Origin of the sequence: Streptomyces sp. NPDC087901, from assembly GCF_044742205.1 — a bacterium.
GTDB lineage: Bacteria > Actinomycetota > Actinomycetes > Streptomycetales > Streptomycetaceae > Streptomyces.
In genome coordinates this window covers 19,994-36,156 of sequence record NZ_JBIUUC010000018.1, presented here as the reverse complement: position 1 = coordinate 36,156, position 16,163 = coordinate 19,994, and the positions used below count along the sequence as shown (strand labels likewise).

The window sequence follows — 16,163 nt, the reverse complement described above, 5'->3', positions numbered from 1 at the left end:
CTAGGTCCGAAGCAAACCCACCGTTTCCGCCTCCCCGCTCCATCGGACGACTGTATGACTATGCTGTTACGCCCCGTGTTACGGGCTTGGCAACCAAGACGTGGGAAGCACGACCTCTGCGGGGGCAGGTGTGCCGACAGCAGCCAGAAGCCCTTGCGGAGCCGGACCTGTTGCGTTGTCGAAGCGCACCGTGCAGTTGGAGAACCTTGCGTCAGCGAACAGCACATCGCCGGAGAACGTCGCCCCGCCAAAGTCCACCGTGCCGTCGGAGAAAACTGCTTGGTAGAAGTTCACGCCGTCCGAGAGCACAGCTTTACTGAAGAACACCATGCCGCCAGAGAACGTGGCGCCGGCAAAGTTCACTTTGCCGGCGGAGAACACCGCTCCGTTGAAGGAGACCATGCCATCGGAGAACGTCGCTCCCCTGAAGGACACCGTGCTGCCGGCGAACACCGCGCCCTTGAAGGACATCAGGTCGACGTCGAAGGTGACGCCTGTGAGGTCGAGGTAGGAGCCTTGCCAGGAGCGCTGGGTGCCCTGAGGGCGTTGGTAGTGCTCGCCGATGAGGCGAAGGATTGTGTGCCGTACCTCGCGCAGGGCGAGGTAGCGCTGGTGTTCCTCTAGATGAGCGGGATCCTCGCCGGGGTCGGGTGTGTAGGGGAGCCGTAGGTAGGCGCACAGGACGTCGATACACGTCTGGCGCAGTCCGGGCTCGGGGGCGTCGTCGGCAAGGCCAGCCAGAGCGTGGACGCCCCCGAGGCGTACGGCGGGGGAGTCCGAGCCGAGCTGTTCGACGGCCTGGCTGAAGCGCTCGGTGTGCAGCCGGGTGGCCTCGCGGTGGGCGCCGGCTTCGTCGACGCGCTGGCGGCGGTAGGCGACGACCAGGGCGACGAGCGCGCCGGCCCCGGCGACCACCCCGAACGAGAGCTTCACCAAGTCGAAGAGCGTCTTCGCATCGAGCTTCGCGGTGGTGTCGATCTCCTGGAAGTCCAGGAGGACTACCAACCCGTAGAAGACTCCGCCCGCGACCAGAACCGCAGCGACGAACGTGAGGACCAGCGCTCGCCCGACCTTCCACAGCCGCAGCTCGCGTTCATTCAGTGATCGTGACCTTCTCCCGGACGTCATGACGGTGAAGACAAGGTGACGAGGTCAGCGGTTGCAGACAGTCCGATGACCGCAGGACCTGGACCTTATGACCATTTTCGCCCCCCGATGGCTAATCAAGGGTCCCGGCAACGACAACGCCCCGTTGGCCGTGAGGCAGACGGGGCGCGGCGGGGCGGTGGTCAGATTTAGTCGGCGATCAGCTCGTCCAGCTCGTCCTTGGTCGCTGCACCGTGTTCGATCATCGCCCCGCACATCAGTCCGAACAGAAGACGAGGGTCACCCTTGTAGCCGCGGCGGCGTGCCGTCGAGCCGATCGTGCCGAAGAGCACACCCCGTTCCTCGCTGCCCGGCCCGAAACTACGCAGGAAGTCGGCCATGGCGTAACTGAGGAAAACCTGTATCTCACGCCGGCCGATCCTCTTACTGGCATCCATCGCCGCGGTGGCCAGGGCGAAGCCGAGGACGTGAGCCCGGTCGATGTTGCTGCTGCTCATTGCTGCTGCCTCTCGTTGGTTGGGTAGTGGCCAGCTCAGGAAGCCAGGGGAGAAGCTTCCCTCGGTCCTGGCTCACCTGGCTAACGTCCTGCTCTGAGGACCGTTTCCGCCCCCGGGCATGATCGGATCACTGAATGGCCCGCTCCACACCGGCGGTGCGCTGCCCTGGCATTCAGGCCGACTCCACCCGGCGTTGCCGGCGGCTGTCACGGGTGTAGTCGGCCGGTCTTCTCAGGGTGGGCGGCTTGGACGTAGCGCATGGCGGTGGAGTCAGCGATGGCGAAGAGGCGGATGAGACGGACGGGGTCGGCGCTGTGGCGGGCTTCGGCGAGGATCCGGTCCTGCCACAGGGCGCGGGCGGTTAGCCCGGTGCGGCCGATGGCGTTCCGCAGGAGTGTTTTGCCGATGGGGGGACCGGTGGGGTCGAGGGCGGTCTGGGCACTGACCAGGAGGTGGGGGTTGGCACAAACGGGCCAGGTGTTCTGGCGGTGGGTGAGCCAGGTGCACAGGAGCTCGGTGGTGAGCGAGTCGAGGTAGAGGGTGCGGCTTGGCAGCCGGAGGCGGCCGTTGGCCAGGTCGAGGTCACGCAAGGGGATGGCGGCGGCCTGGGAGGGCAGGACGGCGTGGATGGCGGTGAGGGCGACGAGGAGGCGGGCGAGGGGGGTGTGAGCGCGGTCGAGGAGGCCGGCGAGCCGGTCGCTCGGCAGGGGGCGGGGCAGTGGCGGGTTGGCGGGCAGGTGGATGCCGCGGGTGGGGTCGCGGAAGACGACGCGTTGTTGTTTCAGGGCGCCGAAGAGGCTGCGCAGGACATGGTGCGCGCTGCGGGCGGGTTTGCCGGGTGCGCGGGTGAGGATGTCGTGGATGTCCTGCTGGGTGATGGCGGTCAGGGTGGTGGTGTGTTCGCTCCACATGCGCACGATGGGTGCGGCCTGCCACAGGTAGCCGCGGATGGTGGCGGTGGGCAGGGGCTGGTGGCGGCGGCGTCCTTCGCCTTTGAGGACAGTGACCCAGTGCTGGAGTTCGGTGCGCATGGGGTCGGGGAAGGAGGCGGTGAGCCGGTTGATGGCGGCCTGGTCGTGATCGACGGTGAGTGCGGGCACGAGGTGCCCGAGCTGGGTGAGGAATCCGATGACTCGTTGGGCGCTGATGTTCGGATCGAGACGGGCCAGGTCCCGCAGGTCGGCTTCGTGGACGGGCGCCGCGGCGCCGAGGTGGGCCAGCACGATCCGCAGCGCGCGCAACGCTGCGGCGTGACCGTGCGGGTTGGGGTCGGTGAAGCGGAGCTGGGCGCGGCAGAACCGGGTGAAGCCATCCAGCAGCCGTTCCGCGTTGGGAGTCAGGGCCGGCAGTTCGTCCGCGGTGAACGAGGCGAGCCTGCTCCAGTCGCGCATTGCCGGGAACAAGGCGCCCTGCTGGGGGTCGACGAGATGCTCGGAGACTGGTCGGGGTGCCGGTCTGCGCCGGGCGCGTTCCCGGGCCCGGGTGCGGTGCGTGGTGGCGGTGGTGTCGTAGCCGAGGAAGCGGGCGGGGTGCTTGAGCTGGGTGACGGGCCGCTTGCCTAGGGCAAGCTGGAGCTGGGTGTGCCCCGGAGTGTCGGGGCCGTGTTCGCGGACGTGGATCAGGCAGCCCCGGCACAGACCGGCCGCCCTGGACAACGGCAGGGTGCGCGTGCAGCGGGCGCAGCCGGCCACCGGATAGCGGATCGGCTCGTGTTTCCAGCTCTCGCAGCCCCGGCACAGCCCCTTGGTGACGCCCCAGCAGCCGCAGTGACCGCAGCTGCGCGTCGGCCACCGGCTTTTGGGCTGGGACCGCGGCATGAGCAGGCCGGCGCGGCGCAGGACTTCGACGGCGCCGCCGGTCCCGTTCTTGGGAAGCTGCTCGAAGTACTCCTCGGCAACAAGCCTCGCGCCGTCGGCATCCCGCATCGACAAGGCCGCCCGCACCAGCCTCAGCACCATCCGCCGCCAGGAGTCACTCACCCGGCGCTCGCCGGCAATCTCGGCTGCCAGGGCGGCGAGCCGGGGCCACTCCGGCCAGGTCCGGTCCCGGATCCGGGTCAGGTGAAGAGCATCGACCGTCCGCTGTGCGGGGAGGAGAATCCCCTGCCCGGGCACGGCGGCAGGGATTACGGTCTGATCGTCCAGATGCGGCCTTGCCCGGCGTCCGGCCTTCACGTTCCGCCGCTGGCTGCGCGGCCGTACGCCGCCGCGGGACAACGGCAGGGCGAGGCCGAGCCGGCCGACGGACACGTGAACCATCAGCTGGATGTCTTCCGGCCCGAGCGCATCATCGAAGTCCGGGGCACGCCCTTGCGACCGCAGGGTGATCAGGCACAGGCGGCACAGCCCGTCGATACTCACCCGCTGCCGGTGCCGGCACAGTCTGCACACCGCCGACGGCCCGGCGGCGGGCTGCCACTCCTTGCAACCACCACACACGTCACGGGCGAACACACCCCAGGTCAGGCACTCGCGGCACTGCCGCGTCCGCTCCACGTCAGCCTCAGTTCGGCGGAAGCAGGCGGCGCGGCCCATCGCGCCGAGGTACCGGGCGCACCGGCCCCGGCCTGGCCCTGGGCACCTCACCCGCCGCCAGCGACTGCGGCTGCTCTTCAGTGGCTTCGGCGGCGGCGACCGGCTCGGCCTGCATCAGGTCAGCGACCGTGCACTGCAGTGCCTGGCAGATCATGTCCAGATCCTCCAGGCGAACCGTCACCGGCGTCCCGCCCCACAGCGCCGAGGTCTTGCTCAGCGACGGATTGAACCCCACCGCCTTGAACGCGGCCAGCAGTTGCACCGGACGCCAGATATCCCGCTGGGCCGCCACCATGCGCAGATTCCACTTCACCGAAGGTTCCCCTGGTCCAGGAGCAGCCGTTGGGCGGCCCGCTCGGAGGCGTCACGGCCCGTTGCCTCAGGGTCCGCATGTACGGATGCGAGGTACCGGACCGTCGTGGTTGCCCAGATATGTCCCAGCAATTTTTGGACCTCCCACAAGGACATGCCGTTCTCATAGTTGTGCGCCGCGCACGCGTGGCGCAGCAGATGCGGGAACAACTCCCGCACCGGCCCGGTCAGGAATTCCGCACCCGCCCCCTTCAACGAGCGGCGGAACGTCGACGGTGTCACCGCCGGGGCGACCGGCAGGTTCAGCAAGGCGACCCTGGCGGGCAGCCGCTCCGAGGGCCACAACGGGGCAGCAGGATGTTCGGGATCGTCCTGGAACAGTCCGCGTACCTGCTCCACGTACCACCACAGCAACTCGCGGCCCTCCTTGAACAGATACGCCTCTCGCTGGCGCGGACCCGACCCGTGGGCGCCTTTGCCGTCGACGAGGAAGCGGCCCCATTGGCCAGCCTCCCAGTGGACGTCCGACAGCTTCACCGCACACAGTTCCGCCGCCCGCACACCGGAGATGTACGCGATCTTCGCCATCACGTAGTTCCGGCAGGCGACCGCCTCCTTCCGGGAAGCTGGCAGGGAATCGCGCCATTGGCGGAAGAACTCCTTCAGCGCGGCCCGGGACGGGGGGATCCGCAGCCCGAAATCGCCTCGGTGGCGCGGTCGGTTGAAAGTATCGACCGGGGACTCCACCATTGCCCCGAACCTGCGGTGGATCTCCCCGGCGTACCGCTGCTCAATAAACGCGAAGTATGCGTCGATGTGGTTGATCTTCTTGCGATTCGTCGCCCGCCCGCGCTTTCCGGGCCCGGCGAAGTAGTGGTCCAGGTGGCGCGGCTCCAACTGCCAGGGCACGAGTTGAAAGAAGTCGCAGATCTCGATCACCGGTTTGATCAGCTTGTCGATCGTTCCCGGCATCAGCCCAGCGGCATCCCGCGCCCACTGGTACTCGGCAAGGGTGTCCAGAAAGAACCCTTCGGCGTCCGCCCCGCTCATCTCTGCGGCACGGCGCCGTCCGAGCGTCACCACGTCGGCGAGACTCGCCTCACCGGGCGGCGGTCTGTCGACCGATGCGCCTCGGGGTACGACCAGCAAGTGTCGGGTATCGGAATCTGCCACGAACATGCAGATTAGGAGTCTGGCTCGCAGAATCTGCGAGTTATCCCGAGAATCCCAACCGCATGGGTGACAGCCCGAACAAGGGTGGCCCACCTGCTGAGATGCGCTGATGGCAGTTCACGCCGCCGCAAGGGAACCCGCTCCTCCTCCAGTTTCGAGGCTGGTGCGGGCGAGCTGCGGGGTGTGAGCGGTCGGTTCGGTCAGGGTGTGGGTGCGGGTGGTGCTCGTCCGGTCGGCGTAGGCGACGGTCAGGGTGAGGGCCTGGGTAATGCTGTGCTCTTCGCGAAGGCGGGCGCCGAGTTCATCGGTGAGGCCGAGAAGGGCAGCGTGGTGCCGGGTGGAGTCGAGCTCGTCGCGGTCGTATGAGTGGGCAGTGCTGAGCGAGCGGGGTGCGGCCGCGGGTGTGACGGGTCGTTTGTCGCGGCCGTGGGCGCGCTCGTGTGCCTGGCGGGCGGGGGCGGCGCCGAGGATCCGCTGCAGTGTGGAGAGCGGAGTGTCGGTGATGTCGCCGACGGTGTGGATTCCGTACCGGGCCAGCGTTTTGGCGGTGGCGGGTCCGATCCCGGGGAGTGCTGCGGCGGGCTGCGGGCGGAGGAAGGTCGCGATGTCGTAGGGGCTGTTGCCGATGACGGTGGCTGTGCCGGGTGGTGTGACGGCGGCAGCCATGGTGGCGATCATGCGGTTCGGGCCGGCGCCGGCGGAGCTCTGGACACCATGAAGAGCGAGGGCCCGCAGCCGGATGACGCCGACCAGCGCGGCCGGGTCCCGGGCCCAGTAGCGCAGTGCTCCGGTGAGGTCGAGGTCTGCGGACCAGTCGGCGGGGTGGGGTTCGACGCGCGGGGTGATGGTGTTCAGGACGGCCAGGAGCTGGTCGTAGAGGCCTTCGGCCGGCTCGGCGACGTGGAAGTGGATGCGCATGATGGCGCGGGGGCTGTGGGTCATCCGGCGCTGCCTTGGCTGGTGTGGCCGAGCCGGTTGAGGTCGGCGGACCTGGTGCCGACGGGCTGGAGGTCGGCGTATGGGTGCAGCCGCGCACCCGCGGTCCCGTTGGGCAGCGTCCGGGCCGGCCCACCCTGCGCCGGTGCGTGGGTGGCCTGGGCGGGGGTGGGGGCCGTGGTGGCATGCCCGAGGAGTTTGAGGACGCGCTGGGGGCCGTGGTCGCGGCGGGCGGCGGCGAGCTCTTCGAGGTCCCAGACCATGGTGCCGACGACGGTGCGGCGCGGGCCGCGGGCCTCTACGGTGCCGCGGACCAGGAGCAGGCCGTTGTGGAAGATCGTGTGGGCGCAATCGTCGTGACTGTCTTCGAAGAACGCGATGTCGACGAGCCCGGACCCGTCTTCCAGGGTGACGAAGATGACGCGCTTACCCGACGGGATGGGGGGTGTCTGGGTGGAGGCCCGGACGCCGGCGACGAGGACCTGCTGGCCGGGGTGCATGGCCTTGAGGTGGGCGGCGTCGGTGGCGCCGATCTCCCGGAGCAGACGGTGATGGTGGGTCATCAGATGTTGGGAGACATCGATCTTCAGGACACCGAGCTCGGCGTCCATGACATCGCGGCTGGACATCTCCCGCAGCCCGGAGGCCTCGGCTGTGATGACGGTGCCGTCGAGGGGGAGCTGTCCGGTGCTGGGGCGGGTGCGGGTGGCGCGGTGGAGCTCGGTGACCTGCAGCAGCAGATCCCGCCGGGTCAGGCCCCCCTTCACCTGGTCCAGGGCGCCGATCTGGATGAGGCGTTCGGCGATCGGCAGGGCGGGCCGGGCCCGCTTCCAGAAGTCCTGGAGCGAGTTGTAGGGCTGGCCGGCAGCGATCTGGGCGACCTGGTCCTCGCTGATCCCCTTCACCGAGGACAGCGACAGGCGCACACCCCACCCGGTGGGGGTCTCCTCCACGGTGTAGGCGGGCTGGGAGTGGTTGATGTCAACGGGCAGGACGGGCACGTTGTGGCGGCGGGCATCGGAGACGATCACGCGCGCCGGCCACATCCCGGGGTCGTGCTCGAGTAGCCCGGCGTACAGGGCGGCGGGGTGGTGGGCCTTGAGCCAGGCCGACTGCAACGCCGGGACGGCGAACGCAACGGCGTGCGCACGGCAGAACCCGTACGCACCGAACGACGCGACGATCTCCCACACCTCGTCCAAGACGCCGGTGGTGTAGCCGCGGGCGCCGGCCCTCTCCCGGAACCATGCTTCGAGCTTCGGCAGGCGCTGCTCGTCGGCCAGGGCCCGGCGGGCGACCTCGGCCAGGGCCCGGTCGCAGCCGGTCATCACGGCGAGGATGTCGATGATCTGCTCGTGCCAGATCGTCACGCCGTAGGTGTCGCGCAGGACGGGTTCGAGGTCGGGGTGCGGGTATGCGGGGGCGGCGCCGTGACGGGCGGCGATGTACAGGGCGGGCATGCCGCCCTGCACCGGGCCCGGCCGGAAGAGGCTGATGTCGGCGATGACGTCCTGCGGGTCGCGGGGCTGGAGCCGGCCGACGAGGTCCTGCTGCCCGGGTGACTCCAGCTGGAACATGCCTACGGTGTCGGAGTCCTGGATCAGCGCGAACGCGAACTGGTCATCCAAGGGGACGTGGTCGGGGTTGTCGAGGTCGATCTGCCGGCCGGTGGTGCGGCGGATCTCGGTGACGGCGTGCGCCATCGCCGACTGCATCCGCACCCCCAGCACATCAAGCTTGAGCAGGCCCAGGTCCTCGGCGTCTTCCTTGTCGGCCTGGACCATCGGGTAGCCGCCCGGCGTCGGCTGTACAGGCAGCCGGTCCAGCAGCGTCTGGTTGGAGAGGATGACTCCGCAGGGGTGCATCGCCATGCCACGCGGCAGCTTGTCGAGACCCTCCGCGAGCTCCCACAACGCCCCGTAGGCATCCGCGTCCGCCGCCAGGTGCCGCAGCTCGGGCAGTTGCTGCAGCGCGTCGCGGATGTCGCACGCCCTGATGTGCGGAAACGCCTTCGCGACCCTGTCGACGACGTGCGGCGCCATACCGAGGGCAAGACCGGCATCGCGCAGGGCGTGGCGGGCGCGGTAGGTCTCCGGCATCCCGGTGACCGCCACCCGATCGGTACCGAAGCGCTCGATGATCCGGTCGTAGACCTCGAGACGACGCGCGGACTCCACATCGATGTCGATGTCCGGCAACGACACACGCCGCTCGGAGAGGAACCGCTCGAACAGCAGCCGGTGCTCCAACGGGTTCGCCGTGGCGACGAACAAGCTGTGATTGACCATGGATCCGGCACCGGACCCGCGGGCGGCGACCCGGATCCCCATATCCCGCACGTCCGCGACAACCTGCGCCACAGCCAGGAAGTACGGCTCGAAGCGGAGCCGGCCGATAATGCCGAGCTCGTAGTCAAGCTGCTCCATCGCCTGCTGATCGTGGTCCAGGCCGCGGGCGAGCATCCCTGCCTCGCACCGCTGCCGCAGCAGCCGCATGGCCCCACCGGCACCCGGCTCGGCACCGACTACGGACGGCTCCGGGAAATGCGGCCGGCCCAGTCCGAGATCGGCAACCGGATCGATCACGCACTGCTCACCCGTGCGGACGGTCTCGGCGAGCAGCGCCGCTGCCCGTCTCGGCCCGGCGCCGGCAGCACGGCAGATCTCCTCGGCCGCGGCCGCCATCGCGCCCGGGTCCTTCAGCCACCGCTCACCGCAGTCCAGCCGGCGCCGGTCGATCGGGCGCAGCAGCCGTGCGGAGTCCAGGACGTCCGCGATCCGGTGCTGGCCCTGATCGGCATAGCGGACCGCATTGGTCAGCACGGCCGGGATGCCGAGGCGGTCGGCCAGGCCCAGGGTGTGTGCGGCCAGGCGCAGAGACCCGGGACCGAGCCCTTGCAGGCCCCACCACAGGACTTCCATGCGCAGATTCGCCCCGGCCACCTCTCGCCACGGGGCCAGCAGCTGCTCGGCAATATCCGGCCGGCCGGCCGACAGCGCCCGCACCGGCTCCGAGGCCGGCCCCAGCAGCACAATGAGCCCCTGGCTGGCGTACTCACGCAGCACCGGCCACGACACGACCGGCGGCCCGCCGCCCGCAGTGGCGTGGGCAGCGGAGACCAGCCGGCACAGCCGCGCCCATCCCACACCGTCCTGCGCGAGCAGCGTCACCCGCAAAGGGGCCTCGACTACATGGGCGCCGCCGCGGACCGGGGTCCGGGCCCGTCGCCCGCCGGATCCGGCGGGGGTCGGGGGAGTATTCGGGGCGACCGCGACGTCGACTCCGAAGATCGGCCGCACGCCGGCCGCGGTCGCGGCTTTCGCGAAGCGGACCGCTCCGGTGACCGTGTCCCGGTCGGTCAGCGCGAGCGCCTCGATGCCGCGCTCGGCGGCACGGGCGACCAGGTCATGCGGATGGGAGGCGCCGTAGCGGGCCGAGTAGCCGCTGGCGACATGCAGATGCACTCCACCACCCATCACACCCTCCGGTCATACAATCCCAAAACAACCCAAAAGGACCTTCCAGATCTCTACAGTACTCGAACATAAATCGAACATGCGACCTCGCGATGCGATCACGACGAGCCCGAACGAGGATCTGTGACTGAGCGCTTCACCTGGCGGGTGAGCGCTCCAGTTGGCGAGCCTGAGCGTCTGAATTGGCGGGCGACGCCTGTCAGGTGGTCTTGACTGGCTCCGGCCCGGGACACCGTCGGTATGCATGCCGATTGAAAGACCGGGAGCCAGGCGAGGGAGGGGTGAGTTGTCTACCAGGGGTGTGGGCGCCATGATCGCCGAATGGCTGAGGAGACGACTGTCGAGAAGACCTGGCGGCTAATGCTTGCGGGCGATCCCAGCGTGCGGCGGGGTGATCCGGCAGTGATGGAGGCTGCCTACGCCGAACCGCGGCTGCGGGTCTTGTTTCCGTTCCCGAGCCATGGGTGCCTCACCTTCCACCGGAACTCGCAGTTCCCGTGGAGCAATGACCTACCGTTCATCGCGGGCAGCGCTCCGTGCGTGGTGTACGGACCGCTGTACTCCTCGGTCCTGGGTGAGGGGCTCACGCCGTCCGAGGCGGCCGCGTTGGTCGTGGCCAACCTGCCCCTCGACTGTGGGCCGGCCTTCGATGGGCCATGGCCCCCGCCTGACACCCACACCGACTGAGCCAGCTGATGAACCCCGCCATGCCCTGCTGACCGCTGGGCACTTCAGTTGACGAATCCCGCCAGGTGAAGCGCTCAGTCACAGGATCGAAGCGCGGGCGGCAGGCCGGCGGCATGTACGTGCCGCGCTCAGGTGTGCCGATCTTTCCCAGCCCGCACCGCCAGGGGGGCCTGGAGGACGCGATGCCGCACGCCCTGTGGAGCGGAGCCATCAGCTTCGGGCTCGTGACTTCTCTGAACTTCGAGCTGGGCCCGCGGTGCAGCGTCTGATCGGCCAGCGGCAGGTCAGGGCAGAAGCCGGCGGGTCTCGGCCCAGAGGAGAAACTGATCTCGTGTTGAGCCAGGATGCAGGTGGTTGATGAGCCTCTCCAGATGGGCTGTCAGGTTCTTGTGCCGCCGTAGCTCGCGGATCTGCTCGATGGGGAGCTCACGCCAGCTGCTGGTCAGAGCACGGGCGTGTGGCGGCGTGAGAGCCAGCGCGTCGAGTGTGTCGGACGCCAGCTTCTCGGGGCTCCAGTGAGGATCCTTGTCATCGGGACCGAGGTGGTCGATGACCCACATTCGGAGCATGAAGTCCTGTTGGACCTCGCGCGCTCGATCACCCGGACCGTCACCGTGCATGCGCCGGTTCGCCAGCAGTGACAGCTTGGCCCACTGCCGACGGACCTCCCGAGGCTGGGCGGAGTCGTAGGCGTGTTCCTGCGCGACGACACGTGCTGCTTCAAGCTGCTGGCAGTCAGCGTCCGTGGTGAACGCCTGAAGGCGCTCGATCGGCCAAGTGCTGAGTCCGAGCACCGGTTCTTCGTGATCTGCGCCGGTGCTCAATGATCTCCGCTCCTGGTCGTAGGCATGCCGAGACTGACGGTTGTTCTTGGGTGGGAACGGCGGTCGATCTGGGCGAGCTTATCCTCGGCTCCGGCCAGGCTGACCTTGAGTCCTTCGACCTCACCGAGCCAGCTCTCCCTCTCGGCTTCGGCGATCCGGTCGAGGAGGTTGTCGCGGATCTCCACGAGCCGGCCGCGCTGCGCTGGCTCTGGCCGGAGGAGGGAGCAGCGGACGTCCCGTTGACCGAACTAACTGAGGTGCCCCCCTGGGCTTCCTTCGAGGCCAACTCACAGTGACGACGGAGGGGTTGTGGCTGCTACTGGCGGGTCGTGCTGACTGCACGTGTGGTGGTGGATCTGGTTTCGTCGCGTGTCGTCGAGTAGATCGGCCCGTGGAGGTATGGATGCCAGAGCACAGCACGACGGTCCGGGATGTGGCGGCGCTGAAGGTGGCACGTGTCGGCCGCGTCGAGAAGAGCGATGACCCTCTGCAGCCGTTTCGGCTCGTGGACGCCGATGGCACCGAGGTGGCGTCGGTGAGCGAGTTCCTGCACCACATGCTCGCCGACGACGCGAGTCCGACGTCGCTGCGATCCTACGCCTACGAGCTGTTGGCGTGGGTCCGGTTCTTACGGGCGGTGGACGTGCCTTGGTATCTCGCGAGCCGGGTCGAGGCCCGCGACTTCGCGCTGTGGCTGAAGACCACGAAGAAGCCTCCGCGTCAGCGCCGTCCCGACGCGCCCCCACCGGGCTCGGTGAACCCGGTCACGGGGAAGGTCGCGCCCGGCGAGAACTATGCCGCTCGGACCCGGCGGCACGCTCGCGCGGTGATCCGGTCGTTCTACGAGTACCACCGCGAGACCCACGGCCGACCGCTGATCAACCCGTTCCCGCAGGGCGGGGCTGCCGACGAGGGGAGTCCGAATGCGCATCACAACCCGATGCAGCCGTTCCGGCAGCCCTCGCGCCGGGGCACTTATCAGCCTAAGGAACCCAAGCCGACCCCGAGGATCATTCCCGACCAGGCATTCAACGACCTGTTCGCCGCGTTGAAGTGCAACCGGGACAGGGCCCTGATCGCGTTCTACATCTCCACCGGCGCCCGCGCCTCTGAGCTGCTCGGCGTCGAACAGGGCCTGGTCGTGCCCGAGGACCAGACGATCGGCGTGGTCCGCAAGGGCAGCCAGACTCTCCAGCACCTTCCGGCCTCCGCCGATGCGTTCGTGTGGCTGCGGCTCTATCAGCAGGAACTGCGCGGCATGGTCCCCAAGCACCCGTCGGAGCCGCTGTGGTGGACGCTGCGACGGCCCTTCCGCCCGCTGGAGTACGACGCGGCCCGGATGGTCTTCACCCGCGCCAACCAGCTGCTCGGCGCGAACTGGACCCTGCACGACCTGAGGCACAGCGCGGCCAAGAGGATGGTCCGCGATCCGAACCTGACCCTCGCCGACGTGCAGTGGGTCATGGGACATGCCCACATCACCACCACGGAAATTTATATCGCTCCCACGCCCGACGAGGTCGTCGCCCGCGTCCTGGCCCACCATGAACGGCAGCGCACCGAGCAGGCCAAACCGCCAGCCCCGCCCGCGCCTGGCTACCGCCCCGAGGTCCTGGCAGCACTGTTCGGCACATCGACTTCCGACGGGGAGAGCCAGTGAATACGACCGTACAGGTCGACGTTGGCGGGCCCGTCGAGTCACCTGAGGTGGGGAACGCGCTTGAGTGGGAACCGCGAGTCGGCGAAGCGAGCTGGTGGCAGACCTGTCAGAGCCGGGAGAGCCTGGTCGAGCGGCTGCTGGGACTGTTCACCGACCCCGGTGCGGGCCTGACCCGCGACAAGACCCGGCGGCGGGGCCTGGGCAAGCTGCTGGACTGGCTCGAAGGCCAGCCCGGGGAGACCTGGCAGGATCGCTGGATGGCCAGCGGAGCGGACGACGCCGGCTTCGAGTGGACCGATCTGCCCCTGCAGGGGCGCGGCACACCCAAGCGTCACCAACGCGATGAACTGGCCACGGGACTGGCGCTCCTGGTCGCCGGGCAGGCGATCCGCCCCAGCTACCGGTGGCTGCTGCGGCAACGCCTGACGGTGATGCTCACCGAGACCCGGGCCGCCATCGACCCCGATGCCTTCCAGCGGCTCGACCAACTGGCTCAGCACGCGACTGCCGCGGCCAGGTCCGACGCCCTGAATAAGCTCACCTGGATTGTGATCCGAAAGGGCGGCCTGGTCAGCGACATCACCGTCGGCGACTGCATCGAGCTGACCGCCGCGCTGGAGGAACATCACTTCCGCGGCAGCGCGGGCCGGCCGCTGTTCTATGCCCTGCTCAAGGAGACCGGTGTGCTCCCGGCCAGCGCACCACTGCGGTTGCGGGTGCTTCGTATCGAGGGCCGTCGCAGCGTCGAGCAGATCGTCGACGGGTACGGCATCGAGTGCCGGGCCGTCCGCGATCTGCTGGTCGAGTACTTCACCGAGCGGGCTCCCGAGCTCGACCACGTCTCGCTGCGTTCCATCGCCCGCAATCTATGCCGGTTGTTCTGGCGCGACCTGGAGATCCACCATCCGGGCATTGACTCGCTGCGACTGGCGCCGGAGGTCGCGCAGGCGTGGAAAGAACGTCTGGCCCACATTCGTGGCGCTGAGGGTCACGCGGTGCGGCCGCGGGTGAACTTCCGCAGCGAGCTGGTGTTCGTCCGGGCGTTCTACCAGGACATCGCCCGCTGGGCGGCCGATGATCCGGCGCGGTGGGCGCCCTGGGTGGCGCCGTGTCCGATCAAGGCGAGCGAGTGCGCGACGAAGAAGTCCAGGTCCAGGGTGAAGTCCCGGATGGACCAGCGGACCAGGACCCAACTGCCGTTGCTGCCCACCCTGCTTCGCGCCGTCGACCGGCAGCGCAAGAACGCCGAGGCTCGCATTACCGCGGCTCGCGCGACGCCGGCCGGTGGACGGTTCCTCATTGCCGGGGAGGAGTTCGAGCGCTGCCGGTCCGGGCAGGCCGGCCGCGTCTATGCCACCGAGGTGACCGCCAGTAGGCGGCGGAACCTGACGCACGAGGAGGAGGCGGCGTTCTGGTCCTGGGCCACGGTGGAGGTGCTGCGGCACACCGGCATCCGGATCGAGGAAATGCTGGAGCTCACCCACCACAGCTTCATCGCCTACACACTGCCCACCACCGGCGAGGTGGTACCGATGCTGCAAGTCGCACCCTCCAAAACCGATGCGGAACGCCTGCTGCTGGTCTCCCCGGAACTGGCGGAAGTTCTGACTGCGGTCATCTTCAGAGTCCGAGCCGGGAACGCCGCACTGCCGCTGGTGTCGGCCTACGACGTGTTCGAGCAGACCTGGAGCCCGCCCATGCCGTTCCTGTTCCAACGCCGGTACGGCACCGAGGACCGGCCGCTGACCCGCAGCTATATCCGCGAGTGCCTGGTCGCGACCTCGCAGTCCGCCCAGATCACCGCGGCCGGCGATCCGCTCGAATGGCGCCCCCACGACTTCAGAAGGATCTTCGTGACCGACGCCATCCGCTCCGGACTGCCCCCGCACATCGCCGCGAAGATCTGCGGCCACGCCGCTCTGGACACCACCATGGGCTATGCCGCGATCTACCCGGAAGACGTGATCTCCCATCACCGGGCCTTCATCGCCCGCCGCAGAACCGAGCGGCCCAGCGAGGAGTACCGCGAGCTCACCACCACCGAGTGGGACGAATTCCTCTCCCACTTCGAACTCCGCAAGGTCGCCCTGGGAACCTGCGGCCGCGACTACGCGACCCCGTGCCAGCATGAAAACGCCTGCGTCAGATGTCCCCTACTTCTCGTGGACCCGGCCCAGATGCCACGTCTCCAGGAGATCCACGCCAACCTCGTCGACCGCCTCCGGGAGGCCCGGGACCAGGGCTGGCTTGGCGAGGTCGCCGCCATCGAGACCACCATGGCCGCCGCCGCGCAGAAGCTGGAGGCCATGCGCGACCGTGCCGCCCAGCCGTCCACCGTCCACCTCGGCATGCCCGACTTCCGCCGCGACGCCGGACGAACCAGCGCCGAGCCAGAACGCTGAGCACCGACGCGACAGCCGGCGGAATGCCGGTCCGCTCATGGAGCTGGGCACAGCAGGATGCCCGGATTGAGATCCGAGCACCTGCGCTCTCACGGCAGTGTCCACCCCGGGCTAAATGGGACGAAGAACGGGGTCGATCTCGGCCAGGGCTTCGTGCATCTGACGAGCCCCCAGGGCAACGCGGTCGTCAGTGTCCCGCAACATCTCCTCGCACAAATGCATCGCGTTGTCCCGGTCCTCGGAGAAAATGCTGAACACATCGTGAAGTGCGGTGTGGATCCAATCGCTGTGATTCGAGTTGGCGACTGCCAGTGCGGAGGCGACTACCGCCAACCCGATCCTGTCCTTTCGCCGCAGCACGGCTTCCGCGGTCACCCGGGTGACGAAGGTGTCACCTGCGTCGAGCACGAGCTCCAGCAGCGGCCCGAGGGCCTCCTGCATCTCGGCGAAGCCTGCCAGGCCGTGACCGGCATCCGCCCGGTCACGGTAATCGTGGCTTCGCCCGAGCTCACGGAGTACCACGACAGCTGCATGCCGCCGGTCTCTGTCCACCCG

At 68.7% G+C, this 16,163-nt stretch carries 13 protein-coding genes; 4 read left to right on the top strand and 9 right to left on the bottom strand.

Going from position 1 to position 16,163, the window contains the following annotated elements; translation table 11 throughout:
* Positions 1-78: 78 nt before the first annotated feature.
* The 7 genes from ACIOEW_RS36200 to ACIOEW_RS36170 form a co-directional block, all read right to left on the bottom strand.
* Positions 79-1,128 carry a pentapeptide repeat-containing protein gene (locus ACIOEW_RS36200; RefSeq protein ID WP_401969328.1) on the bottom strand — a complete coding sequence of 350 codons (1,050 nt, stop codon included), beginning with the start codon at positions 1,126-1,128 and terminating at the stop codon, positions 79-81.
* A 167-nt stretch (positions 1,129-1,295) separates the two neighbouring features.
* Positions 1,296-1,604, bottom strand: coding sequence for a hypothetical protein (locus ACIOEW_RS36195; protein WP_401969325.1), 309 nt, complete (start codon positions 1,602-1,604; stop codon positions 1,296-1,298).
* A 206-nt stretch (positions 1,605-1,810) separates the two neighbouring features.
* Entirely contained in the window at positions 1,811-3,964 is a 2,154-nt protein-coding gene (locus tag ACIOEW_RS36190; RefSeq protein WP_401969324.1) for a hypothetical protein, read from the bottom strand.
* Positions 3,965-4,106: 142 nt separating this feature from the next.
* On the bottom strand, positions 4,107-4,451 hold the full coding sequence (locus tag ACIOEW_RS36185) for a helix-turn-helix domain-containing protein (RefSeq protein ID WP_401969321.1): 345 nt from the start codon (positions 4,449-4,451) through the stop codon (positions 4,107-4,109).
* On the bottom strand, positions 4,448-5,629 hold the full coding sequence (locus tag ACIOEW_RS36180) for a site-specific integrase (RefSeq protein WP_401969318.1): 1,182 nt from the start codon (positions 5,627-5,629) through the stop codon (positions 4,448-4,450). Before ACIOEW_RS36180 ends, ACIOEW_RS36185 begins: the two co-directional genes overlap by 4 nt.
* A 111-nt stretch (positions 5,630-5,740) precedes the next feature.
* On the bottom strand, positions 5,741-6,565 hold the full coding sequence (locus ACIOEW_RS36175; protein ID WP_401969316.1) for a DNA polymerase thumb domain-containing protein: 825 nt from the start codon (positions 6,563-6,565) through the stop codon (positions 5,741-5,743).
* Positions 6,562-10,035: a DNA polymerase III subunit alpha gene (locus ACIOEW_RS36170; protein WP_401969315.1), complete on the bottom strand. Its 3,474-nt coding sequence runs from the start codon at positions 10,033-10,035 to the stop codon at positions 6,562-6,564. The genes ACIOEW_RS36175 and ACIOEW_RS36170 overlap by 4 nt, the downstream gene beginning before the upstream one ends.
* A 321-nt stretch (positions 10,036-10,356) precedes the next feature.
* On the opposite strand from ACIOEW_RS36170, the gene ACIOEW_RS36165 reads away from it, so the two are divergent.
* The gene (locus ACIOEW_RS36165) at positions 10,357-10,722 is read left to right on the top strand and encodes a DUF6193 family natural product biosynthesis protein (RefSeq protein WP_401969312.1); all 366 of its coding nucleotides are present in this window, start codon (positions 10,357-10,359) and stop codon (positions 10,720-10,722) included.
* Positions 10,723-11,006: 284 nt separating this feature from the next.
* Here ACIOEW_RS36165 and ACIOEW_RS36160 read toward each other — a convergent pair whose 3' ends face one another.
* A complete protein-coding gene (locus tag ACIOEW_RS36160) occupies positions 11,007-11,546 on the bottom strand; it encodes a hypothetical protein (protein WP_401969311.1) in 540 nt (179 codons plus the stop codon).
* Positions 11,547-11,596: 50 nt separating this feature from the next.
* On the opposite strand from ACIOEW_RS36160, the gene ACIOEW_RS36155 reads away from it, so the two are divergent.
* The 3 genes from ACIOEW_RS36155 (at position 11,597) to ACIOEW_RS36145 (ending at position 15,608) form a co-directional block, all read left to right on the top strand.
* Entirely contained in the window at positions 11,597-11,842 is a 246-nt protein-coding gene (locus tag ACIOEW_RS36155) for a hypothetical protein (RefSeq protein WP_401969308.1), read from the top strand.
* Between the two features lie 107 nt (positions 11,843-11,949).
* Positions 11,950-13,206 (top strand): site-specific integrase, encoded by a 1,257-nt coding sequence (locus tag ACIOEW_RS36150; protein WP_361896711.1) that lies wholly within the window; start codon positions 11,950-11,952, stop codon positions 13,204-13,206.
* Entirely contained in the window at positions 13,203-15,608 is a 2,406-nt protein-coding gene (locus ACIOEW_RS36145) for a tyrosine-type recombinase/integrase (protein ID WP_401969306.1), read from the top strand. The genes ACIOEW_RS36150 and ACIOEW_RS36145 overlap by 4 nt, the downstream gene beginning before the upstream one ends.
* Positions 15,609-15,719: 111 nt before the next feature.
* Here the strand turns inward: ACIOEW_RS36145 and ACIOEW_RS36140 are convergent, their stop codons facing one another.
* Positions 15,720-16,130, bottom strand: coding sequence for a hypothetical protein (locus ACIOEW_RS36140; RefSeq protein ID WP_361896720.1), 411 nt, complete (start codon positions 16,128-16,130; stop codon positions 15,720-15,722).
* Positions 16,131-16,163: the final 33 nt, after the last annotated feature.